We start from the raw sequence: 24,308 nt of genomic DNA on the forward strand, positions 1-24,308 counted from the left end.
CAATGCTGAGATCCTTCGCTGCGCTCAGGATGACAAGTGCCAAAATACTACACAGGTAACAGACATGAATAAACGCTTGTGTTGCGTCGAACATTAATGAAACGCTTCAACAACCAAAAAGAAAAGTTGCTTAGAGGGATTTAAAAATACAATCCGCTAAGCAACCCAAGTCCATCGACCACCCACTCCTGTCCATCTCTTGCCAATGCCACAATCCCTGATTACACTTGAAAAACACCCGTCCGAAACGCTTCCATCTTCGGATTATGATTCGCTGCTTCAATGCCTGCTGCAATCACTTGTCTTGTTTGTGCCGGGTCAATGATCTCATCTACCCACAACCTGGCAGCGGCGTAATAAGGTGTTGTTTGTTCTTCGTAGCGGCTTTTGATTTTATGCAACAGTGAAGCTTCGGCTTCCGGTGTAATTTCCTGGCCTTTTGCTTTGAGGCCGGCAACCTGTATTTGCAGCAATGTTTTGGCCGCCTGCTCGCCGCCCATCACTGCAATTTTTGCCGAAGGCCAGGCATAAATAAAACGCGGATCATAGGCTTTCCCACACATGGCGTAGTTGCCCGCACCATAGCTGTTGCCCACAATTATGGTGATCTTGGGCACAACAGAATTTGCTACTGCATTTACCAACTTGGCGCCGTCTTTAATAATACCCGAATGCTCGCTGCGGCTGCCCACCATAAAGCCCGTAACATCCTGTATAAAAGCAAGCGGTATTTTTTTCTGGTTGCAATTAAGAATAAATCGTGCAGCCTTGTCAGCGCTGTCGTTGTAAATAACGCCACCCATCTGCATTTCGCCCTTTTTGCTTTTCACCATCTTGCGCTGGTTGGCTACTATGCCCACGGCCCATCCTTCGATGCGGGCATAACCGCAGATGATCGTTTTGCCATAGTCTTCTTTAAACTGCATCAGCGAACCTTCGTCCACGATGTGCTCCAGCAACTGCACCATGTCGTAGGGTTTGGATGCATCCTGCGGCAGTTGGTGTTGCAGTTGTGCTGCATCAAATTTGGGGGCAATCGCATCAATGCGATCAAAGCCTGCTTTGGGCTTGTCGCCAATTTTACCGACAATTTTTTTAATGGCGTCGAGACAGGCTTCTTCGCTTTCAAATTTATAATCGGCAATGCCTGAAATGGAAGTGTGGGTTGCGGCACCGCCAAGTGTTTCCGCGTCAATGTCCTCGCCAATGGCCGCTTTTACCAAATAAGGCCCTGCCAAAAAAATAGAGCCTGCACCTTCAACCATCAGGGTTTCATCGCTCATGATGGGCAGGTAAGCGCCGCCGGCCACACAGGCGCCCATCACGGCAGCAATCTGAACAATGCCTTCGGCACTCATGCGGGCATTGTTGTAAAACATGCGGCCAAAATGTTCTTTGTCGGGGAAAATTTCATCCTGCATGGGCAGGTATACACCGGCGCTATCCACGAGGTAAATGATCGGCAGGTTGTTTTGCAAAGCAATTTCCTGCATCCGCAAATTTTTCTTCCCGGTGATAGGGAACCATGCGCCGGCTTTTACGGTTTGGTCGTTGGCTACAATCATGCACTGGCGCCCGCTGATATAACCGAGGCCCGCAACCGTGCCACCAGCTGGGCATCCGCCATGCTCGGAATACATGCCGTAACCGGCAAATGCGCCTAGTTCCAACAGGCTGGTGCCTGCATCAATCAGGTATTGAATCCGTTCGCGGGGTGTTAGTTTTCCTTTTTCTTTTTGTTTGGCAATGGCTTTGGCACCGCCGCCCAAATAGATTTGTTGCAATCTTTCGTTTCGTTCGTTAAACAATCGTTCCATAATGGCAAATTAGGGGCACAAAGATAAGCGGCGGTGGGGCCGAAAGTTTTTTGCCCCGCTTCGGCCGAAGTATTTACTTTTATCTTATGTCTACCTGTGAAGTAAGCGCAGTGTGTGCTGCCCGTGTGAAAGAAGCAACGAGGCAAAGCCACGACACTGCCGAAGAGATAATGATGCCGCTGATAACAGGTGCTACCGCGCCTCACCGGTATGCGCATTTGCTGCAAAAGTTATATGGATTTTATCACCCGCTTGAACAAGCCATTGCGCCATTTGCTACCGAACTACAGCTTTCTTACCCGTTTCAAAAAAGCCAATTATTGCTGCAAGACCTTCAAGCACTAGGTCGTAACGAAACTGTTGCATTGAGTGAAGAGTTGCCACAGTTGCAAAATAAATACGATACATTGGGTGCTTTGTATGTGTTGGAAGGTGCAGCGTTAGGCGGCAGGGTCATTGCCCGTATGCTGTCGGCAAATAAAGACCTGCCGGCCACCGCTTTTTCTTTTTTTGAAGGCAGAGGAAAAGAAACCGGCCCGCACTGGACGCGTTTTGTGCAACTCATGAACGAACAGGCCCAAACTGAAGATGCGGTGGCGCGGGTGTGTGCCGCTGCCACCCATACATTTGACCTACATACCGAGTGGATGAAAACCCCTTGATCCCAACATGTCCCAAACCATACCAAATTTCGACGCTAGTTTTTGCGGCCGGTTGCCGCTGCACCAAACCAATCTTATTCAGCCACATGGCGTTTTGTTTGTGCTCGACGCGGCCTCGCTGGAGGTGCTGCAGGTAAGCGAAAACATTGACGTGTTGCCATCACTCGATGCGCAAACAGTTGCCGGCAAGCCTTTCGAACGCATTGCAGATGCCGCATCTTTTAATCAACTGCAGCAGATCATTGGTAGCAATCTTACCGATAAGCAAATGCTGTCGATTACCCTGATGGCGGGCAGCGAAGCCATTGCCTGTTCGGCGTCGGTGCATCAAAAAGACGGGTTGCTGTTTTTAGAACTGTTGCTGCCGCAATATGCGCAGCCCGCAGGCCGGAGCTTTCTAAATGTATACCAGGATGTAAAAAACATCATGACTGCTTTGGAAGCGCAAAAAGACGTGCATGGATTTGCCGAAACAGTGGCTAAAGAAATGCGCCGCTTGAGCGGTTTCGACAAAGTGCTGGTGTATAGTTTTGATAAAGACGACCACGGCACTGTACTGGCGGAAGAAAAAGTGGCAGAAATGGATGCCTACCTGGGTCTTCGTTTCCCGGCATCGGATATACCCAAACCCGCGAGGGACCTTTATCTTAAAAACCCCTATCGCTTTATTCCCAATTGCAACTACCAGCCTGCAAGGTTGTATCCGTTGCTCAACCCGCTCACCAACGCATTCAGCGACCTCTCGAGTTGCGACCTGCGCAGCGTGGCCGGCGTGCACCTGGAATATTTGCGCAATATGCAGATTACCGCATCCATGTCGCTGCGGCTGGTGCACAACGGGCGGCTTTGGGGCCTTGTTTCCTGCCACAACCGCGAGGCGCATTATTGCTCTTTTGAAGAACTGGGCTTGTACGAATTGCTGACCGGCATTTTTTCGGCGCAATTGAGTTTGGTGCTGAACAACACGGTAGGGCAGGAACAACAGCATTTGCAAACCCAACTCACCAGCCTGGTGCCGCGGCTTAATGCGGCCGACGACCTGTATGATGCCATTTCCGATAACGCATCCGACCTGATGTCGCTGCTCAATGCCGATGGACTGGCGTACAGCATCGATGGGCAACAGGGCTCCTTCGGTACCGTTCCCGATGAAAGTGACCTCGACCGCCTGTTTTACTGGCTGCAGGTGCAGGATGGCGATGGGCTAACGCATTTGCCTTCGCTCACCAGGTCTTTTGAAGAAGCGGCACATTTTTCCAATGTGGCCAGTGGCATTCTGTCGCTGCCGGTGGTGCCGCAGCAGGGTGCATTCGTAGTGGCGTTTCGTCCCGAAGAGATTGAAGAGGTTTCCTGGGGTGGCAACCCGCATGAAGCGCTGCAGGTGGAAGGCGACGGCAAAACCTATCATCCGCGCAATTCGTTTAAGATTTGGAAGCAAACAGTTCAAAATACTTCACGTTCCTGGTCGGAGGCCGAACTGAATATTGCCGACGCATTAAAAAACGTACTGGCAGGCATGGTCATCAAGCGTTTACACGCCTGATTATCCTTATTTTGCAAGCCTTCCCCTTAACTCGAAGCTATTTAGATGTCTTTTAAAACAACGAATTCTGGAAACTTGTTTGTAGTGGCTGTTGGTGCCTCTGCTGGCGGCCTCGAAGCAATCCACGAATTTTTTGATCATATTCCCGATTCGTCCAACCTGTGTTTTGTCATTATTCAGCATCTTTCGTCCGACCATAAAAGCCTGCTGGTGGAGCTGGTGGCCAAACACACGCATATGCATGTGGCCGAGGCCCGGCACGGTGCCGAAGTGCGGTCGGGATGCGTGTATGTAATTCCCAACAACAAACTGCTTTCCATTGCCAACGGCAAACTGCAGCTTTCCGAGAAAGAGCAGGAGCGGGGACCTAACCTGGCGATCGACCATTTTTTGTATTCACTCGCCAACGAAATGGGCGAAAACGCCATTGCGGTAATTCTTTCGGGCACCGGCTCCGATGGAACCCGCGGCGGTGAAGCCATTCGCGAAGCCGGCGGTTTTGTGCTGGTGCAGGAGCCCAGCTCCGCCAAATTTGATGGCATGCCCATCAGCGCCATCCAGGCCGGCATTGCCGACCTTGTGTTGCCACCCCACGCCATGTCGGCGCCTATTTACCGGCACATCGATTATGTATCTACCGGTGAGCAGCCCGCGGAATATTCGAATGTCGAGTTAACCGAAATACTGAACACGGTACACCAAAGTACCGGGTACGATTTCAGGCAATATAAACCCGCAACGATCTTGCGCCGCATTTCGCGCCGCATAGCCAATACCCGCAGCGGCAACATGGCCAAGTATGCGCAACTGCTGGCGCAAAATGAAGAAGAATCGCGGCAACTGGCCCGCGAATTTTTTATTGGCGTTACCGCATTCTTCCGCGACATGGATGCGTTCAATGTGCTGCGCGATGATATTTTGCCAAGGCTGGTGGCTGACAAGCCCGCTGAAGAAGGCATTAAAATTTGGGTAACCGCCTGCAGCACCGGGCAGGAAGCTTATTCATTGGCTATTCTGGTGGCCGAATTTTTAAAGGAAATAAAACAGCACCGCGATGTAAAAATATTTGCCACCGATATCGACGACCGCGCCGTAGAAGTGGCTGCCAAAGGCAAATACCCGGTAGATATGTTGCAGCATGTGCCGGAAGATTACCGCGATGAATATTTTGTTCGCCAAGGCAACCAGATCACGATTGTGCCGCACATCCGGAAGCAAATCGTTTTTGCCCGCCACAACATTTTAAAAGATCCGCCTTTTATAAAAAACGACCTCGTTACCTGCCGCAACCTGCTTATTTACTTAAACCCTAAGCTGCAGGAAGGCGTGATGAGTACGCTGCATTTTTCGCTGAACAAAGGCGGTTTTCTTTTTTTAGGCCCCAGCGAAAACCCCTCGGTGCTGAGCCCCGAACTGGAAGAGGTAAACAGCCGTTGGAAAATTTACCGCAAAAAAGGGCTGGCCATGCACTACCCGTATGGCGGCCAGCGCCAAACCACCCGCAACGATTCGGGACGCGGCGTGGAATACCGGAGCAAGCCAGTGGCGCCGTCGCAAATTGCGGGTGATTTTGCCAAATCGCTGGCCGATGACTTTGGCTATGCCGCGGTGTATGTAAACGAACAGTACGAAGTGAAAGAAGTGATCGGCGATTTCCGGCGCTACCTTTCGCTGCCCGATAAACTAGTCAACCTGAATATTCTGCGGATGGTGCCCATCGAACTTTCGGGCCTGCTGAATTCCGCTTTTAGAAAAGTGACGCAGGAGCGGCAAAAGCTGGTGTTTCGCAACACCAAACTGCACATCGATGGCAAGGCCCGCACGTTTCAACTAATGGTGTACCCGCCGGGTGCAAACAATTGCATACTGGTGGTGCTGGGCGAGGCCCATGGAACTGAAGGCAAACCCGAAGATGAAGGGGCAATCAATGTAAGCCGCACCGATCAATATGTTCGCGACCTGGAAGAAGAATTGCAGGAAGCCCGCCTGAACCTGCAAATGGCAGTGGAAGGTTTGGAAACAACTAACGAGGAGTTGCAATCGGCCAATGAAGAACTGCAATCGGCGAACGAAGAATTGCAAAGTTCCAATGAAGAATTGCAGTCGCTGAACGAAGAGCTGCACACGCTGAACACCGAACACCAGATGCGCATCAGGGAATTGAAAACCCTGAACGACGATTTGAATAACTATTTCCGCAGCACGGAAATTGGGCAGATATTTTTAGACGGCAATCTTTGTATCCGCAGGTTCAACCCCGCGGCGGTGCAAATGATCAACATGCTGGAGTCGGATATTGGCCGGCCCATCAGCGATATTTCTACCAATATTCTTTACGCCGATCTTTATTCCGAGATTATCGCGGTCCTCAATAGCGACCAAACGGTGGAACGCGAAGTGGAACTGACCACAGGCCTGTTTTGCCTCATGAAGATCATGCCATACCTGCGCCACGATGGAAAGCAGGACGGCGTTGTGATCACGTTTGTAGACCTAACGGCCATACGTAACCTGGATAAGATCATCAAAGGCGTGTTTGATACTACATCAAGCGCCATCTTGGTATTTGATGCGGTTCGGGAAAAAGGTAAAATCGCTGATTACCGCTGCACTGCGGCCAACTATGCTGCGCAGCAATTACTGGATACAGATCAGCAGCCAACAGGCTTATTGTTGCACAAAGAACTAAAAAGCCTGCATGCGGGAAAATTGCATGAACGCCTGAGCGACGTGGTGGAAAATGGTCAATCGCTCCGATTGGAAGTAAGCCTTAACACCAGCGAAGGGGTGCAATGGTTTACCGTAATGGCCAACCGCCTGAACGACGGTGCCATCATTGCATTCAACAACATCACACCGCTGAAAGCGTCGGAAGAAAAGCTGCGCAAAAACTACAACGAACTGCTGCGCACAAAAGAATCGCTGAAAGAGCTGAATGCACAGCTGGAAGAAAAAGTAACGGCCCGTACACAGGAGCTTTCGCAAAGTGAAGAACGATTCCGACTGGTGGCATCGGCGACTAACGACGCCATTTGGGATTGGGACCTGAGCGACAACCATGTGTGGTGGAGCGATAGTTTTTATACACTGTTTGGATACGATCCGGCAGACACCAAAATTCAAACCGCATCGTTTTGGGTTGATGCCATTCACCCAGACGACCGCCAGCGAGTGAAGGATGATATTTACGGATTGATCAATGGCGACGGCGGCAAAGGCTGGAACAACGAATACCGCCTGCGCCGTGCCGATGGTAGCTATGCGGTGATCCTTGACCGGGGCAGCATTATGAAAGATGAGTGGGGCGTGCCTTACCGCATGCTGGGCGCCATGATGGATGTAACGGAGGCCACCGCCACCAGGCAGCAATTGCAGTCGCAAAATGAAGCGCTGGAAACGCTGATCCGTGAGTTTAGTTTTGTTACCGACTTTATGCCGCAGATTGTGTGGGCAACCCGCGAAGATGGTTACCACGATTTCTTTAACCGGCAATGGTACGACTACACCGGCACTACGTTCGAACAGGCAATGGCCGAGGGTTGGTCGCTGGTGTTGCATCCTAACGATTACGAACATACGCTGGCGGTGTGGAAACATTCGTTGCGCACCGGCGATGTATATGAAACCGAGTACCGCCTGCGCCGCCATGATGGTGTATACCGCTGGTTCTTAGCCAGGGCCCATCCCATGCACGATGAACAGGGCCGTATCCTGAAATGGTTTGGCACCTGCACCGATATTCACGACCAGAAGTTGATGAATGAAGTGCTGGAACAAAAGGTTGCGGAACGGACCCGCGATTTACAGGTTTCGAATAAAGAATTAGAATTAAGTAATAATGAACTGATGCAATTTGCGTCCATTGCATCCCATGATTTGAAGGAGCCGCTGCGCAAAATTCAGATCTTCAGTTCGCTGGTAAAGGAGCGTTATTTTGAAGGCGCTGATCCGGGCATCACGGCCCATTTGGATCGCATCATCCAGGCATCGTCGCGTATGACGCGGCTGATCAACGACCTACTCGATTATTCGCGGCTTTCGGCCAATAGCTTTTTCCAGGCCACCGATCTGAACCTGCTGCTGAAAGAGGTGTTGAATGATATTGAACTGGCGATCGGTGAAAAAGATGCTACCGTTGAAACGGATGCGTTCCCGGTGATCGATGCGATACCAGGGCAGATGCGCCAAATTTTCCAAAACCTGATTTCCAACTCGCTGAAGTTTACCGCACCGCACCGCAGGCCGGTTATTCGCATCACTTGCAGCCGGGTGGGGCAGCTATCGTTTGATGCGCCGGAAAAACAAGATGGTGCATTTTGCCGCATTTCGCTGCGCGACAACGGCATTGGTTTCGACAAGCAGTACGAGCAGAAGATCTTCGTCATTTTCCAGCGCCTGCACACCCGTGAAAATTATGAAGGCACCGGCATCGGCCTGGCCATTGTAAAAAAGATCGTGGAGCGGCATGGCGGCATCATTACCGCTGTTGGCCGCGGGAATGAAGGTGCGGAGTTTGTATTTATTTTGCCCATGCACCAACAGGGGCTACCGCAAAACGTTTAATCGAAGTTTACTCACATAAAAATGCCGGCGCGATTTGCACCGGCATTTCCTTTTCGCAGAAAAAAGTAGAGAAGGGCTATTAATCTGCATCGTCACTTTCAGGGTTGTCATGCCGAACTTGTTTCGGCACCTTCTTGTGCTCTGAAAAACTTCGCCAGATGTAGGAGATGCCGAAACAAGTTCGGCGTGACATGTCCTTTCGACTAACGATGCCTTGTTGTAGTTGGTTTTTACTTTGAAAACTTGCTTAGAACGCCTTCCATTTGCAACCGAATGGCATCGGTGCACAGATTGCCAAGGCTGCCTTCATGTGTGTGGTTCAGGCCTTTTGTATAATCAAAATTAAATGCGCCTGCTTCAATATCGTTGCCCACCTGGCGATACGCATCACGGAACGAAATGCCCTTGTTTACCAAGTCATTCACCGCTTCCACACTAAACAAGTAGCGATATTTTTCATCGGATAAAATATCATCCTTTACTTCCATGTTTGACAGCATTACAACAGCAAGTTGCAGGCAGGATTTCAATTCTTCGATGGCAGGGAAGAGCATTTCTTTGGTCAACTGCAAATCGCGGTGATAGCCTGATGGCAGGTTTGCCAGCAACAGCGTTAGCTCATTGGGCAAAGCTTGTATGCGGTTACATTTAGCGCGGATCAGTTCAAATACATCGGGGTTTTTTTTATGCGGCATGATTGATGAGCCGGTTGTCAACTCAGATGGGAAGGAAAGAAAACCAAAGTTCTGGTTCAGGTACAGGCAGCAATCCATTGCCAAACGGCCAAGTGTAGCCGAAATGGAACTCATGGCCATGGCTAAAATCTTTTCGGTTTTGCCACGGGTCATTTGTGCATATACCGAGTTGTAGTTGAGTGCACCAAAATGCAATAGTTCCGTAGTGCGGGTTCGGTTCAATGGAAACGAAGATCCATAACCGGCGCCACTGCCCAATGGGTTTTTATTGGCAACCGAATAGGCTGCAGCAAGCAGCTCCATATCATCCACAAAGCTTTCGGCATAAGCGCCCAGCCAGAGGCCGGCGGAGGAGGGCATAGCAATTTGTAAATGCGTATAACCCGGAATCAGCTTGTCTTTAAAGCGTTCGCTTTGTTGTTGCAGCAGGTCGAATAGGCCTTTTACTTCATCTTTTAATAACAACGTTTGCTCCCGCAGATACAGCTTGATGTCTACCGCCACCTGGTCGTTGCGGCTGCGGCCGCTATGGATTTTTTTTCCGGTATCGCCAATGCGCTGCGTCAGCAGGTATTCTACCTGCGAATGCACATCTTCAATGCCTTCTTCAATGATAAATTTGCCCGCTTCAATTTCTTGAGCAATTTCTTCCAATGCAGCAACTGCAGTTGCCGATTCTTCATTCGTCATCAAGCCCACTTCTCCCAACATGGTTACATGTGCAATGGATCCTGCCACGTCGTGTTTCGCCAGCAAGAGATCAAATTCCTTATCGCGGCCTACGGTAAACTGGTCGACCAATGCGGATACCGAAGTGTTTTCTTTTTGCCAGAGTTTCATGTTGCTGCGAAGTTGTAGTGGCAACCAGTTTTACTTGATCACCTTGTTCAATAAGTTGATGTAGGCTTCAACGCCTTTATGTATCTCGTCTACAAAAATAAATTCATCGGCTGTATGGCTGCGGGCTGAATCGCCGGGACCCATTTTCAATGCCGGAAAAGGCATCAGGGCTTTATCTGATGTAGTGGGTGAACCGTACGGTTTGCTGCCTAGCGCTATTCCGGCTGCTACCAGCGGGTGTTCCAGCGCAATGGATGTAGAACGCAGCCGGGTACTCCGTGGCGTCACAGTGCACTGCACATTTGCCCGTATGGCTTCCAAAATGGCTTCAAAAGTATAACATTCATTTACCCGCACATCTGCTACAAAACGGCATTGTGCCGGTACCACGTTGTGCGCTTTGTTTTCTGTTTCTATAACGGTTACAGATAGTTGCACCGGACCCAGGAACGGAGAAACCTGCTCAAAGTGGTACGAACGGAACCAGGAAATATCGTCCAGCGCTTTATACAACGCATTTACGCCTTCCTTACGGGCTGCATGTCCTGCAACGCCTTCTGCAACACAATCCAGCACCATCAGGCCTCGTTCCGCAACGGCCAGCTGCAGTAGGGTAGGCTCGCCAACAATGGCGCAATCTATTTGGGGCAAATGTTTCAGCGCCATTTCAATGCCGCCGGTACCCGAAATTTCTTCTTCGGCAGTGGCTGCAAAAACAATGTTGTACTGCAAGTTTTCCTCATTGTAAAAATGAAGAAAGGTTGCCATCAGCGAAGCGAGACAACCTCCGGCATCATTGCTGCCGAGGCCATACAGTTTTCCGTCCTCAATATCTGCACTGAATGGATAGCGGGTATAACCTTTATTGGGTTTAACCGTATCGTGGTGCGAGTTGAGCAACAGGGTTGGTTTGCCTGCGGCAAAATGTTTGTTTACTGCAAAAACATTATTGCCTTCACGGTTGCAAGCAATGCCTTTTTGCGTCAGTATATTTTGCAAAAGGCCTGCGGTTGCATCTTCTTCGCGGCTAAACGAAGGAAGGGCAATCAATTGCTGGAGGTGTTGAACGGCCTCATTAGCCAGTTGTTGAACGCTATTCATGTACAATGGAAGTTCCGGAAGTTCCTTCAATCAATTGCGGCAGATGCTGTGCATTGCCGATTATTACGCGGTTCACGCCTTTGGTCAATGCTGCAAATGCATTATCCAACTTGGGAATCATGCCGGCAAAAATGGCGCCTTCCTCTTTTAATTGCGTGTACGTAGCCGGATCAATTTTTGGAATCACAGTGGTATCGTCATCGGCATTGCGCAACACACCACTTTTTTCAAAAGAGTAAACCAGGTTTACCAGGTAATGTGCAGCAATGCTTTGTGCAATAGCCTGCGCCATTGTATCGGCATTGGTGTTGAGCAACTGGCCTTTTTGATCATGTGTGATGGGGGCTACAACAACCGTATTGCCACTATCGAGCAATTGCTGCAGCAATGCTGTATTCACTGCATCAATGTCGCCCACAAAACCATAATCGTGTGCCGCACCGGTACGTTTATGGGCCAGCACCAGGTTGCCGTCAGCGCCGGAAAGACCCATGGCATTTACGTCGGCAGCCTGCAATTGAGCTACAATATTTTTATTGATAAAACCTGCATATACCATAGTTACAATGCGCAGTGTTTCGGCATCGGTAATGCGGCGGCCATCAATCATCTGCTGTGGCACTTCCAGTTTATCGGCCAGGCGGGTTGCTAATTTACCTCCGCCATGTATCAACACTTTTTTGCCTGGTGTGGCAGCAAAGGCTTTTAAAAATTGCGCAAGTGCCGCATCATGGTCGATGATGTTACCACCGATTTTTATAACCGTAACCTGTTCCATGCTTTATTGTTCCCCTTTAATGATGGCTTCCAATACGGCCTGTGCCGCCCATACGCGGTTTGCTGCTTCCTGCGTTACAATGCTGTGTGCACTGTCCAGCACTTCATCGCTCAGCTCCAGGTTGCGGCGTACCGGCAGGCAATGCATTACTTTTGCGTTGTTGGTAGCCTTTAGTTTATCCAGCGTCAGCATCCAGGATGGGTCCTGTGTGAGTATTTGTCCGTATTGGTGGTAGGAGCTCCAGTTTTTTACATACACAAAATCCGCATCTTTCAGCGCCTCATCCTGGTTGTGGGTAATGGTAGCACCTTTAGCAAACTGTTCGTCCAGTTCATATCCTTCGGGATGTGTTACCACAAAATCGGCTTCGCCCCAGGCATTGATCCATTGCGCAAAAGAGTTGGCCACACATTGCGGCAGCGGCTTTACATGCGGGGCCCAGGTGAGGACCACCTTTGGTCTTTTATGTCCATGGTCTAAAGAGGATGGACCATGGACGCTGTTCCAACTTTCCGTGATCGTTATGATATCGGTAAAGCTTTGCAGCGGATGCAAGGTTGCACTTTCGAGACTAACTACCGAAATACCGGCCCATTTCACAAACTGCTGAATGTAGCGTTCGCTATAATCTTCTTCACGGTTTTTAAGTGATGGAAATGTACGAATCGCCAATATGTCGAAATAATGGCCCATGATGGGCGCCGCATCCCGCACATGCTCCACCGTGGTGCCATTCATTACCGCACCGTCTTCAAATTCCAACGCCCAGCCTTCCGAACCAATATTAAATACAATGGCTTCCATACCCAGGTTTTGTGCGGCCACCTGAGTACTCAGGCGGGTACGCATACTGGGGTTCAGAAAAAGCAACCCGATGCGTTTGCCTGCACCCAGTGCTTTCTCCGCTTGAGGGTTAGCCTTATGGGCAAGTGCCCGTTGTACCATTGCTTTAATATCCGGAACGTCGTGTGCTGAGAGAAACTGTTTCAATTTTGGAATCGTTTATTCAAATGTTCTGGGCAAATACTAAATGCTGTATGATTCGGTTAGGTGTTGCCGTTAGGCGGTTACCTGTTGCGCCGCTTTTACTTCGGCTACCGCTGCTTTCAGGCGTTCGATGAACAGGGCGGCTTCATCTTGAGATAGCGCCAGTGAAGGCAGCAGGCGGATAACAGCAGGCTTTGCCTCGCCGGTAAAAACTTTGTGTTGGAACAGCAGTGCCTTTTTCAGGTCTTTTAGTTCGGGGGCCACATCAAAGCCAATCATCAACCCCATACCGCGGACGTTGTGCAGTCCTTCAATTTGTTGCAGTTCTTCCATCAGGTAAGCACCAACGGCAGCAGCGTTTTGCATCAGGTTTTCCGCTTCCATTACTTCCAGCACACCTAATGCTGCAGCGCAGGCCAGTGGCGCACCGCCAAAGGTGGTGCCGAGCATCCCATGCTTGGGCTTCAGGTGCGGCGCTATGAAAATGCCGCCCACCGGAAAACCATTGCCCATGCCTTTTGCCATGGAGTAAATGTCGGCACTAACACCGGCATGGTCGTGTGAAAAGAACTTGCCACTGCGGCCATATCCGCACTGTACGCTATCGGCAATAAATACGGCACCATGTGCATCGCATAAGGTGCGGATAGCTTGAAGGAAAGGAGCCGATGCTACCTGGATTCCGCCAACGCCCTGGATACCTTCTACAATTACAGCACACACTTCTTTGCCGTGGCCTGCAAAATATTCCTGCAGTGCCGCCACATCATTGAAGGGCAAAAAAACAACATTGTCGGTTTCGTTGATGGGGGCAACAATTGCTGGGTTATCGGTTACGGCAACGGCCAGTGAAGTGCGGCCGTGAAATGCCTTGGAAAACGCAATTACTTTTTTTCTTCCTGTATGGAAAGATGCAAGCTTCAATGCATTTTCGTTGGCTTCGGCACCGCTGTTTACCAAGAACAATTGATAATCGGGGCGGCCGCTAACCTCGCCCAGTTTTTGGGCCAGTTGCTGCTGAATGGGCAGCTTTACGGAGTTTGAATAGAAAGCTAGTTTTCGCAACTGCTCTTCGATGCGCTGTGTCCAGTGTGGGTGGGTATGTCCAACGGAAATAACGGCGTGACCGCCGTACATGTCGAGGTATTGTGTGCCGGCATCGTCCCAAACAAAGGAACCTTGTGCCCGGTCAATCACAATGTCGTTGAGCGGATAAACATCGAAGAGGTTTGCCATAACGGTTAAGTGCGTACCGCAAGCTGCGCATTGCAGTACTGGCTTTTAATGGTGAGGAATGCACGAACGATGCAGTGTGCGACGCAACAGGTGCTTAATAGCAGCACGGCTGCCGGCTACCACATCAATCTATATATCATCATAACGGCCTTGCATAGCCGAATAAAAATCTGGTGTTTAAAAGTAAGCTGCTTTCAGCTTCAGCCCTGCACACTCATCCAATCCCATCATCAGGTTCATGTTTTGCACGGCCTGTCCGCTGGCGCCTTTCAGCAGGTTGTCGATGGCCGAATGGACCACCAGCTTAGAGCCTACTTTCTCGAGGTAGATCACACACTTGTTGGTGTTGACCACCTGCTTTAAAAAGATGCTTTCGCGGCTTACATGCGTAAACGGCTGATCGGCATAAAAATCTTCGAACAGGGATTGCAGCTTTTCAATACTCCAATCGCAGCTAATGAGCGACGAAATAAAAATGCCGCGGGTAAAATCGCCGCGCCAGGGCACAAAATGAATAGCATCGGCGCCTTCGTTTTGTGTGCCAAAGCCGGCCTGCAATTGCTGCAATGATTGCGTGATTTCTTTCAGGTGCTGGTGTGTTAGTGTTTTGTAAGCCTGCACATTATTGGCACGCCATGAAAAATGCGAGGTTTGCGCCAGGCCCTGTCCGGCGCCGGTGGAGCCGGTGATGCCGGTGGTGTTTACTTCATCGAGCAGACCTTGCTGCGCAAGGGGCAACAAACCCAATTGAATGGCTGTAGCAAAGCAGCCTGGGTTAGCTACATTCTCCGCACTGCGAATGTCATCGCGGCAAAGCTCGGGCAGACCGTATACGAATTTGCGATTGCCGATTTCAGATTTCGGAGTTAAACGGAAGTCTTGCGACAGGTCGATGATTTTTACGGAATCAGCGATCTCGTTTGCTTCCAGAAATTTCCGGGCTTCGCCATGACCCACGCACAGAAACAAAACATCAATATCCTGGCTCAGCTCGCCGGTAAATCGCAGGTCGGTATCGCCCACCATGTCCTGGTGCACCGATGCCACCAGTTGGCCTGCATTGCTGCGGCTATGTATAAAAGAAATGTCGGCCTGAGGATGGTTTGCCAGGAGGCGAATCAGTTCGCCGCCGGTGTAGCCAGCGCCGCCAACAATTCCAATTTTTACTGATTGACCCATGAGTATGCATTTGAGCTGCAAGTAGCCAGCTACAAGCTGCAAGTATATAGGATGATGAATGTATGTTTTACTTGCAGCTTGTAGCTAATAGCTTGTAGCTAGTTATTCTCTTTATTTACCTGATACCAAATAGACGTTTGGTTGCCAAATATCTTACTAAAACCGCGAACATCCTGACCGGTAAAGCCGGTGTTCATTTCGCCGTATTTGCCAAACTTGCTGCTCATCAGGTCGAACTGGGACTCGATGCCAATTACCTGAAAACGATAGGGCAGGAGTTGCACATATACGGTGCCGGTAACGGTTTGCTGCGAGCTTTGCAAAAATGCTTCAATGTCGCGCATTACAGGGTCGAGTATCTGTCCTTCGTGCAGCCAGTTGCCATAGAACTGCGCCAGTTGGTCTTTCCAGCCCAGTTGCCATTTGGTAAGTGTATGCTTTTCCAAAGCGTGGTGCGCTTTGATGATCACCATCGGTGCCGCGGCTTCAAAACCCACGCGGCCTTTGATGCCGATGATGGTATCGCCCACATGTATATCGCGGCCAATACCATAAGGGCCGGCTAGTGTTTGTAAGTGTTGAATGGCTTCGGTTGGGTGGCTAAACGATTGGCCGTTTACACCCACCAGTTCACCCTTTTCGAATTGCAGCGCCACTTCTTCCGAACCAGTTTTGGTAACCTGCGTAGGCCAGGCTTCTTCGGGCAGCATGCCTTTGGAGGAAAGGGTTTCCCTTCCGCCCACCGATGTACCCCAAATGCCTTTGTTGATCGAGTACATGGCTTTGGAAAAATTCATGTCCACGCCTTTGTTGGTAAGGTATTCAATCTCGGCTTCGCGGCTCAGTTTGAGGTCGCGGATGGGCGTGATGATCTCGATGCCGGGGATCATGATGTGGAAAATCATGTCGAACCGCACCTGGTCGTTGCCGGCGCCGGTGCTGCCGTGTGCAACAGCGGTGGCACCCAGTTTTTGCGCATGCTCAGCAATATGCAGGGCTTGGCTCAGTCGTTCGGCGCTAACGCTCAGCGGGTAGGTGTTGTTTTTGAGCACATTGCCAAAAACAAGGTATTTGATGATGCGGTCGTAATAACCTTTTACCGCATCTACGGTAGTATGCGTTTTTACACCCAGCTTATAAGCATGGGCTTCAATTTGCGCTAATTCTTCGTTGCTGAAACCGCCGGTATTTACAATGATGCTATGCACCTCGTAACCCTGGTCTTCGGTCAGGTATTTTACACAAAAAGATGTATCCAATCCACCACTGAAACCCAGTACCACTTTGCCCTTTGAGCCCGCAGTTACTTGCGGGTTGCTGTTCGACTGATCTGTCATGATAAATGCAAACGTTGTTTACAGTGAAATATAGACGGACCGGCCTTGCCGGCCCCGGTTGGTTAAAAATTGAAGAACGAAGCAAAGATGGCCTTCAGCTTGCTTTGGGTGGTGCTGCCGCCCTGCTTTTTGCGCAGCCTGCTCAGGAAGCGGCTTTGCTTCAGGCGCATCAGGCGTTCGTACACCTTTGATTTTTGCTTGAAGTGGGCCTCGGTTTCCTTGGGCTCGTAATGGTCGGCGGGATCGTAGAGCATGCCGGTGCACAGGCAGTTTTTGCGGTCCTTGCTCATCAGGATGTCGTAATTGACACAGCTTTTGCAGCCGGCCCAAAACGCTTCGTCCTGTGTAAGCTCGGAGTAGGTCACCGGCTCGTAACCCAGCTCGCTGTTGATCTTCATTACGGCCAGGCCGGTGGTGAGGCCAAAAATTTTGGCTTCGGGGTAAAGCCGGCGCGACAGCTCGAACACCGTCTTTTTGATGGATTTGGCTACGCCGCTTTTGCGAAATGCCGGTGCTACAATCAGGCCCGAGTTGGCAACATATTGCCCGTGGCTCCAGGTTTCAATATAGCAAAAGCCCACCCAGGTACCGTCGGTAGTAACGGCGATTACGGCTTTTCCTTCCAGCATTTTTTGCGCCACATAATCGGGCGAACGCTTGGCAATGCCGGTGCCACGGGCCTTGGCCGACGACTCCATTTCATCGGTGATAGTGGTTGCAAAATGCTGATCGGCAGGGGTAGCTACCCTGACAATGATTTGTTGATTGTCCACGATGTACAATAAGTTTATAAAAGCGGGATAACCAATCCTGGAAGAAAAATGTGCCGGGAGGTTTTCACTGATAGGGGCCTTGGTTAGCGGCTCGGCCTATCAGCAAGGTCGTCTGGAGAGGTATCGGAAAATGTCAAAGCACACCGCGTACACTCCCGTGGCCGGGAACGTGTGGAAGATAAAATGCTTTGTATGGGTATTTCCGTTCATTTTGTAAATGCAGGTGCAAATTAAGCGAATAGCTGAAATAGTGGCAAAAAATAATTGTTACAATTAGCAGGAATTGTGCCTTTTTGAAAAACGTTTAATGGGTGCTTCAGGATGTTTGGTTCGACCCGGTCAATCGTAGGGTCTTTCGCCCAGTTGAAAGATCGATTTCCGATAAGGCCGAGTGCCGAGCCATTACTTTTTGGGTTTGGAATTCAGCAGCGATCTTAGACAGAGATGTTGTTATTGTATAATATTATATACATGCACAGTCTGCCAAGGTTGACGGAAAGGATAAAAAGTATACCGACAATTTTGAAATTAGATGCAATTAATTGGTTTAAAATTGTGCCTTTTCGTCTAATTATGCGGTAGTGGTTTATCTTTAATGTGAAGGTGGTTCAATCGTAGTGGCGTAAGCGTGTCTAAATACGATACCTTTTTATGACTAATGCCACCCACCACTGATGCGAAAGCTGCTTCTAATTGAGTATGACAAATAAATCACCTTTTTTCGATTTAGTAATTTTAGGGGTTTGATGTGGATGAGGTGTGGATAAAACTTGTAGAACGGACTGTCCAAAGGATACCATTTTCGACGCCACTCAACTTACTATTTACCGATTTGAAACTTCAGATGCCAATGACAAAGCCACAGGTAGCCATTGAATATTGTCCAAAATGCGGCTGGATGCTGCGGGCTGCATACATGGCGCAGGAACTGCTGCAAACCTTCAGCGACGATTTGAGCGGCGTACTGCTTCGCCCTAGTGAAGTGAGCGGCCGCTATACCATTTTTTGCGACGACGCTATTATGTTCGATCGTAAAGAAATGGGCCGGTTTCCGGAGATCAAGGAATTGAAGCAGCTCATTCGCGACCAGGCGGCGCCAGGAAAAAGCCTCGGACATAGCGAAGGAAAACATGTGCAACAGGAGTAGATCGACTTTTCAGTCAATCTAGCTATGCTTAATCAACCCGCGCTTTTTAAATTTTCTTCATTAAGTCTTTTTTAATGATTCCAGTTTCCGACGCCAGGTTAATCCTTGACGATGCAGTTGGACCATTGGCGCCGAAAATGCTGCCGTTGACCGACGCGGTAAACCAGGTGTTGGCGGAAGATGTGGTGGCCTGTATTGATGTGCCGCAATTTGACCAATCGGCGATGGATGGATATGCTTTTCAGCTGCACGACCTTGAGCAAAATTCCTGGCTGGCCGTGGCAGGTGAGGCGGCAGCGGGAAGTAGCAGTCCGCATGTGTTGCAAAAAGGAACGGCCATGCGCATTTTTACTGGTGCACCCATGCCCAATGGCGCCGATGTTGTGTTGATGCAGGAGCATGCGCACATTCATGACGGAAACTTATTGTTTAGTGGCTGCCCATTGCAGAAAGGCCGCAATGTCCGCGCCGCTGGTTCGGTTGTAAAAAAGGGTGCAATGGTTTTGCCGCGGGGAACCGTTTTGTTGCCAGGAGCCGTGGGCTTACTGGCCAGTTTAGGTATGGCGCAGGTAAAGGTTTATCCGTCCCCAAGAGTTGCGTTATTAGTCACTGGCAACGAGTTGGTGACACCGGGAAATGCATTGCAATATGGGCAGGTGTATGATTCAAATTCACCCGCGCTGATTGCCGCCCTGAAACAACTTGGTGTTGACATTGTTGTTGTAAGATATGTTTCGGATTGTTTGCACGAAGTTGAAGAAGCCCTGGAAGCCCTGTTGCCTCATTGTGACCTGCTCTTGATAACCGGCGGTGTGAGTGTTGGCAAATACGATTTTGTAATTGCGGGTGCAAAGAGGGCAGGTGTGCAAACGCTTTTTCATAAAGTAGCGCAAAAGCCGGGCAAGCCGCTGTTTTTTGGCAGGTGGCAGCAAACACCGGTTTTTGGACTGCCCGGCAACCCCGGCGCGGTGCTCACCTGTTTTTATATTTACGTAGCACCTGTCATTAAAAAAATGATGCAGCAAAAGTTTGCTCTTGTCCGGCACATGCCCTTGGGTATTGCAGTGGAAAAAAAGACAGGGTTGACTTATTTTTTAAAAGGCCATATCGAGGGCAATAAAGTAATGCCATTAGGCGCCGGTGATACCATGCGAAAAAGTTCGTTTGCATTTGCCGATTGTATTATTGAACTGGATGCGGACGACGTTTACTTTGATGCGGAATCGATTGTGAAAGTGCATCCGATATAAATGCGAAAGAGCATCGTAAAATGATGTAAACACATTTATTTACGTATTGGTATAGGTCTTTTATTTTAAGCGAAATAGCTTTGCGTTAATCCGGAGGCCTGCCGGCTCTGAAGGAGCGAATGACAAGTGCTGTTTGCTAATTAAATCATTTGTGTAGACCCTCCAAAATATATAGCTGCATTTAAATTGAAATTGCACATTATGGGTGACAACCACCAGGACCATATACCATTTAGTGAAATAAATCAGCCGTCGGTTGCGGAACTAGGTGCCGACAAAACATTTGCCAACACTAAAATATTGGTAGTAGGTGCAGGTGCGTTGGGCTGTGCGTTGCTGCAACAGCTAGCAGCGCTTGGTGTTGGCTGCATCGGTATCGCGGATGGTGGTAAAGTGCAGTACGAAAACACAGATCGTCCGGTGCTATTTGCAGTTAACGATGAAGGTGAACTAAAAGTAAAAGCTGCCACGGCTGCCCTCCACCGCCATCATCCAAACGTTGCTACTAAGGAGTATCCATTTTTAATTTACAATGTGCTTGCGCTAAAGATTATCCCCAAATATGACCTTGTAATTGATTGCACTAATCACTTGCCTACACGGTTGTTGCTCAATGATGCCTGTGCCCTTTTGGGTAAACCAATGATCTTTGCCGCGCTGAATGGAAGCGAAGGAATTGTGGGTTTGCTCCATGCAAAGCGTGGAAGCGGTCATTGCGGCATCAATTATCGCGATGTGGCGCCGTCATTCAATGCTCGCCTTCAATCACACAACAGTGTGTCTACGGAAGAAGTGCAAGTTTTTACTGGAATGTTAGGCACGCTACAGGCGTTAGCTGTATCGCATTGGATCAAACAGTCCGGGCTTTTTTTTGACAATGAAATTATTCGATACAACATGGAAACGTTAACGCCAAATGTGGTGCAGGTGGAGCAAGATGCCACACAGAAAGCTCCGAAAGATGAAAGCGATTTTTTACATACCAATTACGAATGGCTTTGCGGCGCGGATGAAGTGAGGGAAATAAGCATGCGGGAATTGCAGCAAAAAATGCAGGACGATGTCCGATTTATCGATGTGCGGGAAATGCATGAAACGCCGGACCTGCCTGTGCCCCACCAACGCATTCCACTTTCACGGTTGCAGCAAGAACGGGTGAGCGTGGAGGGCGAAGAAGTAATAGTTGTGTGCCATATGGGTGTCCGTAGCGTGGAGGCCGTGCAGCTGCTGAGCCAATGGGCAGCGCCGGGTCAAAAATTATATAGTTTAAAAGGGGGCATCATGGCATTGGCAGCAGTGGTGAACGACCGTACTCATTGATTTTTTTAGAAAGCCAATGAACATCCGTTTCGTTTAAAGCATCCAACTACTACACAGTCTTCAATACAAACATGTTCTATATCACCGGCCAATCACAAAAGCTACACAAAGCAATTGCAACTTCAGTATTGCGATTGTCGGCTTTAGAAACATTGGATGATATAGAACAAAGCGGTCTGTCACTACAAACACTTTTCGAAGGTGCACGGCTTGCCGGCTTGCGGGCAGCAAAAAACACCAGTGCGTTTGTTCCGCATTTCCACCCGGTGCCGGTTACTTACACTGCAATTGATTTTGAGATCAAAGGATTTGACATCATTATTGAAGCAGCGGTGCATGCTCTTGCCCGCACTGGAGTTACGTTGCAGGCTATGCACACTGCTACGGTTGCTGCACTACACTTGTATGCTATCCTTCATCCTTTTGATACTGGGATTGAAATCGGGACAACGAGGATTGTGTCCGCTACTGAATATGATCCTGCCCTTCATTGGCCGCGAAATCCTATCCGTGCTGCAGTTGTAGTTTGTTCCAATGCAGTGGCGATGGGCGTAAAAGAAGACAAGGCTGGACGAAGTATATTAGCTAAATTAAAGGACTTCAGTATTTCCTGCGATGCATATGCGGTGATTACTGATGATGTTGATGCAATTCAACAGAAAGCTAAGAGCTTTGCAGATCAAGGTTTCCAGTTGCTAATATTTTGCGGCGGTACAGGCATGTTGCAGTCGGACAAAACACCGGATGCAATTGCGCCGCTGTTGCAACGGCAAATGCCCGCAATTATGGAAGCCGCCCGTGCCTATGGCCAGGAGCGAACGCCATTTGCCCTTTTTTCAAGAGGTGTGGCCGGTTTCATCAGTGATACGTTGGTACTCACATTGCCCGGTTCTTCTCGTGGTGCTGCTGAAACGATAGATGCATTGTTTCCAGAAGTGTTGGCGCTCTTTTCCGAAGAGAATTTGGCAAGGAGATAATCGCGCAAAACATTTATTTCAATTCATTTCGATATGTCAATAACTGGAGTTGTTCTTTGCGGTGGTGAAAGTGCCCGAATGGGCGTCGACAAAGGCTTATTGGAATGGGATGGCCGGACATGGGCACAACTTGCTTTCGATAAGCTCTCAGGTTTTGATATTCCCGTTTACGCCTCTGTCAACAGTCAGAATGTTGCCGGGTATAAGCAAAACTTCGACCCCGCACTATTGATTAAGGACGATGACCAAATTGGAGTGGGCGGGCCGTTAAAAGGGTTGCTCTCTGTGCATCAAGCAATGCCTAATGCTGAATTGTTGGTGTTGGCAGTTGATATGCCCCACATGCATCACTCAGTACTGGAAACTTTGATCGAACAAAGTAAAAGGAGCAAGGCGGAGGCACTCGTCTATCAAAACGAAAATCAATTGGAGCCGCTCTGTGGCATTTATACGGCATCAGGCCTCCGGAAAATTTTAGCCGCAGTACAGGAGCAGCGTTTACCGCGGTTTTCCATGCATTATGTTTTATCGCAAATACCAATGTTGGCACTCCCAGTAGCACCTGAACAACAACGATATTTTATTAATTGCAACAGTCCCGAAGATCTATACGACTTGAAGTGATGACCCAACCGAACTTTTTAAAGCAAAGCTCGATTTGGGGCTTTCGCACAACGGGCAGCAGTAGCTTTCGGGCAGCAGATTGAAAGGTGTGTCGGCTTCGATGCCTGCATCGGCATCTCCCATAGTGGCATCATATATGGTTAGGCAATCCGGGCACTGGTGGATTACTTCCTCCAATACTACGATCGGCTTTGTCTCTTTTGGTTCAACAATGGCGGCAATATTCTTCTGGGCATACCTTTCCGCTTGCTGCTCGTAATACATTTTGCACAGCGATACAATGTAAACACCCAGTTGTTCTTTTTCCAGCCCATCACGGAAGGGAATCAGCGTTGCTGCATTTGGGTTGAAATCTTTAGTGTACAACAGGTCATATCGGTCGAGCGACCGGAGGCGGTGCGGATTTTTTACCTGCTGTTTGCGGATGATGATTGAGCCAAACATACTCGCAGTGGGTTTCGACTGCACGCCAAAACTCAAGCCATAAGTACGCACATCTTCTTTGTCGAAATGCCTGATAATAGTGCGTTTAATTTGCAGCCCCTGCTCATCACCGTCTTCCACCTGCCAGGCCAGCTCATTGGCTGCATGCCGCACATTGATCCGGTATTTACCTAGCACATGGTTCCAGCGTTCACGGTCCTTTTTGTCGATGCCTTTAACGATCAAACTTTTCCAGGGCGTTGCGTACAGCTCGCCAATTTTCGAGCTGTTGCACAGTATGCAAACATCCATCAGAAAAGAAACCGGGAACATTTGATCCCTCCGATAAATGCCCAGCCAGGCGCCGCTTTCGCCAGGATTGAAGCCTTCGTAATAAGGCAACGAAAACGGCTGCAGTTGCAAATGTTCGGACCTTTGCGCAGCACCTTTATTGACAGCTTCTTGTTGTATTAACCTTCCGATTGCCTCAGAAGCAAAGCCTTTATCCGCCACGTTTTCGCTCAACGCTTGTTCTACTTTTCGCGTCAGTGGTCCAATTTCATTAGTATATACAAGATGCGGCCAATTGATGATGTTTTGTGTTTTAGGTAGCCGGATATTGAGGTGCCAGAAATGTGCAATGGTGGACGACACCCAATTGATGTGGCCGGTAAAAAGTGGTACCAAATTTTGGGTGCGGTCGCAGATGTTAACTTTATAGCTGGGCGGTTGTGTAAACTGGCTGAATACATCTTTAAAAACATCTTCACGCAACCATGTGTCGGCGGTAAACAAACCCGCAGCGGGATAGGAGGAAACGATGTTAGGCGTCGTTTCGTTTTTCGGCCGGCACATAATATTGCGGGCTGCACAACCTTTTCGAAACGATGCCGTCAATGCCTCAGATACTTCCAGCAAGATTTGTTGGCGCAAGCCAAATTGTACTTGTGTAACCCTTGCAGCCTGCGCTTCCTGCAGCAGCGACAACAATTGACCCGGTGAAATAATGCCGCCGGAAAAATTTACCTGGAAGGTTAGTTTTTTGTTGGCCATAAA

At 49.2% G+C, this 24,308-nt stretch carries 18 protein-coding genes; 8 read left to right on the top strand and 10 right to left on the bottom strand.

Annotation, left to right across the window (positions count from 1 at the left end; all coding sequences use genetic code 11):
- Positions 1–221: 221 nt before the first annotated feature.
- Entirely contained in the window at positions 222–1,817 is a 1,596-nt protein-coding gene (locus tag EPD17_RS10670) for an acyl-CoA carboxylase subunit beta (protein WP_132054070.1), read from the bottom strand.
- 86 nt (positions 1,818–1,903) lie between these two features.
- Between EPD17_RS10670 and EPD17_RS10675 the strand changes: the two genes are divergently transcribed.
- The 3 genes from EPD17_RS10675 (at position 1,904) to EPD17_RS10685 (ending at position 8,585) form a co-directional block, all read left to right on the top strand.
- The gene (locus tag EPD17_RS10675) at positions 1,904–2,479 is read left to right on the top strand and encodes a biliverdin-producing heme oxygenase (protein WP_132054072.1); all 576 of its coding nucleotides are present in this window, start codon (positions 1,904–1,906) and stop codon (positions 2,477–2,479) included.
- A 7-nt stretch (positions 2,480–2,486) separates the two neighbouring features.
- Positions 2,487–4,022 (top strand): GAF domain-containing protein, encoded by a 1,536-nt coding sequence (locus EPD17_RS10680; RefSeq protein ID WP_132054074.1) that lies wholly within the window; start codon positions 2,487–2,489, stop codon positions 4,020–4,022.
- An 84-nt stretch (positions 4,023–4,106) separates the two neighbouring features.
- Positions 4,107–8,585 carry a chemotaxis protein CheB gene (locus tag EPD17_RS10685; RefSeq protein ID WP_165929590.1) on the top strand — a complete coding sequence of 1,493 codons (4,479 nt, stop codon included), beginning with the start codon at positions 4,107–4,109 and terminating at the stop codon, positions 8,583–8,585.
- A 230-nt stretch (positions 8,586–8,815) separates the two neighbouring features.
- On the opposite strand, the gene argH is transcribed toward EPD17_RS10685, so the two are convergent.
- From argH to EPD17_RS10725, 8 genes are all read right to left on the bottom strand, one after another.
- Positions 8,816–10,120 carry an argininosuccinate lyase gene (argH, locus tag EPD17_RS10690; protein ID WP_132054078.1) on the bottom strand — a complete coding sequence of 435 codons (1,305 nt, stop codon included), beginning with the start codon at positions 10,118–10,120 and terminating at the stop codon, positions 8,816–8,818.
- 30 nt (positions 10,121–10,150) lie between these two features.
- Entirely contained in the window at positions 10,151–11,221 is a 1,071-nt protein-coding gene (locus EPD17_RS10695) for a M20 family metallo-hydrolase (protein ID WP_132054080.1), read from the bottom strand.
- Positions 11,214–11,999: an acetylglutamate kinase gene (argB, locus tag EPD17_RS10700; RefSeq protein ID WP_132054082.1), complete on the bottom strand. Its 786-nt coding sequence runs from the start codon at positions 11,997–11,999 to the stop codon at positions 11,214–11,216. The genes EPD17_RS10695 and argB overlap by 8 nt, the downstream gene beginning before the upstream one ends.
- Positions 12,000–12,002: 3 nt before the next feature.
- A complete protein-coding gene (locus tag EPD17_RS10705) occupies positions 12,003–12,989 on the bottom strand; it encodes a Rossmann-fold NAD(P)-binding domain-containing protein (RefSeq protein ID WP_132054084.1) in 987 nt (328 codons plus the stop codon).
- 69 nt (positions 12,990–13,058) lie between these two features.
- On the bottom strand, positions 13,059–14,222 hold the full coding sequence (locus EPD17_RS10710; RefSeq protein ID WP_132054086.1) for an aspartate aminotransferase family protein: 1,164 nt from the start codon (positions 14,220–14,222) through the stop codon (positions 13,059–13,061).
- Between the two features lie 177 nt (positions 14,223–14,399).
- Positions 14,400–15,401: an N-acetyl-gamma-glutamyl-phosphate reductase gene (gene argC, locus EPD17_RS10715; protein WP_132054088.1), complete on the bottom strand. Its 1,002-nt coding sequence runs from the start codon at positions 15,399–15,401 to the stop codon at positions 14,400–14,402.
- 98 nt (positions 15,402–15,499) lie between these two features.
- Positions 15,500–16,738, bottom strand: coding sequence for an argininosuccinate synthase (gene argG / locus EPD17_RS10720; protein ID WP_132054090.1), 1,239 nt, complete (start codon positions 16,736–16,738; stop codon positions 15,500–15,502).
- Positions 16,739–16,800: 62 nt separating this feature from the next.
- A complete protein-coding gene (locus EPD17_RS10725; RefSeq protein ID WP_132054092.1) occupies positions 16,801–17,511 on the bottom strand; it encodes a GNAT family N-acetyltransferase in 711 nt (236 codons plus the stop codon).
- Between the two features lie 850 nt (positions 17,512–18,361).
- Between EPD17_RS10725 and EPD17_RS10730 the strand changes: the two genes are divergently transcribed.
- The 5 genes from EPD17_RS10730 to mobA all read left to right on the top strand — a co-directional run bounded on the left by EPD17_RS10730 (position 18,362) and on the right by mobA (position 22,829).
- Complete coding sequence (locus tag EPD17_RS10730; RefSeq protein ID WP_240040590.1) at positions 18,362–18,658, top strand: SelT/SelW/SelH family protein; 297 nt, start codon at positions 18,362–18,364, stop codon at positions 18,656–18,658.
- Positions 18,659–18,732: 74 nt separating this feature from the next.
- The gene (locus EPD17_RS10735) at positions 18,733–19,908 is read left to right on the top strand and encodes a molybdopterin molybdotransferase MoeA (protein ID WP_132054094.1); all 1,176 of its coding nucleotides are present in this window, start codon (positions 18,733–18,735) and stop codon (positions 19,906–19,908) included.
- A gap of 201 nt (positions 19,909–20,109) precedes the next feature.
- Positions 20,110–21,228 carry a ThiF family adenylyltransferase gene (locus EPD17_RS10740; RefSeq protein WP_132054096.1) on the top strand — a complete coding sequence of 373 codons (1,119 nt, stop codon included), beginning with the start codon at positions 20,110–20,112 and terminating at the stop codon, positions 21,226–21,228.
- Between the two features lie 71 nt (positions 21,229–21,299).
- A complete protein-coding gene (locus EPD17_RS10745; protein WP_132054098.1) occupies positions 21,300–22,205 on the top strand; it encodes a cyclic pyranopterin monophosphate synthase MoaC in 906 nt (301 codons plus the stop codon).
- Between the two features lie 33 nt (positions 22,206–22,238).
- Positions 22,239–22,829 carry a molybdenum cofactor guanylyltransferase gene (gene mobA / locus EPD17_RS10750; protein ID WP_132054100.1) on the top strand — a complete coding sequence of 197 codons (591 nt, stop codon included), beginning with the start codon at positions 22,239–22,241 and terminating at the stop codon, positions 22,827–22,829.
- Here the strand turns inward: mobA and EPD17_RS10755 are convergent.
- Complete coding sequence (locus tag EPD17_RS10755; protein ID WP_132054102.1) at positions 22,812–24,305, bottom strand: rubredoxin; 1,494 nt, start codon at positions 24,303–24,305, stop codon at positions 22,812–22,814. The genes mobA and EPD17_RS10755 overlap by 18 nt on opposite strands.
- Positions 24,306–24,308: the final 3 nt, after the last annotated feature.

The organism is Pseudocnuella soli (assembly GCF_004347775.1).
In the GTDB taxonomy this organism is placed as follows: domain Bacteria; phylum Bacteroidota; class Bacteroidia; order Chitinophagales; family Chitinophagaceae; genus Flavisolibacter; species Flavisolibacter aquaticus.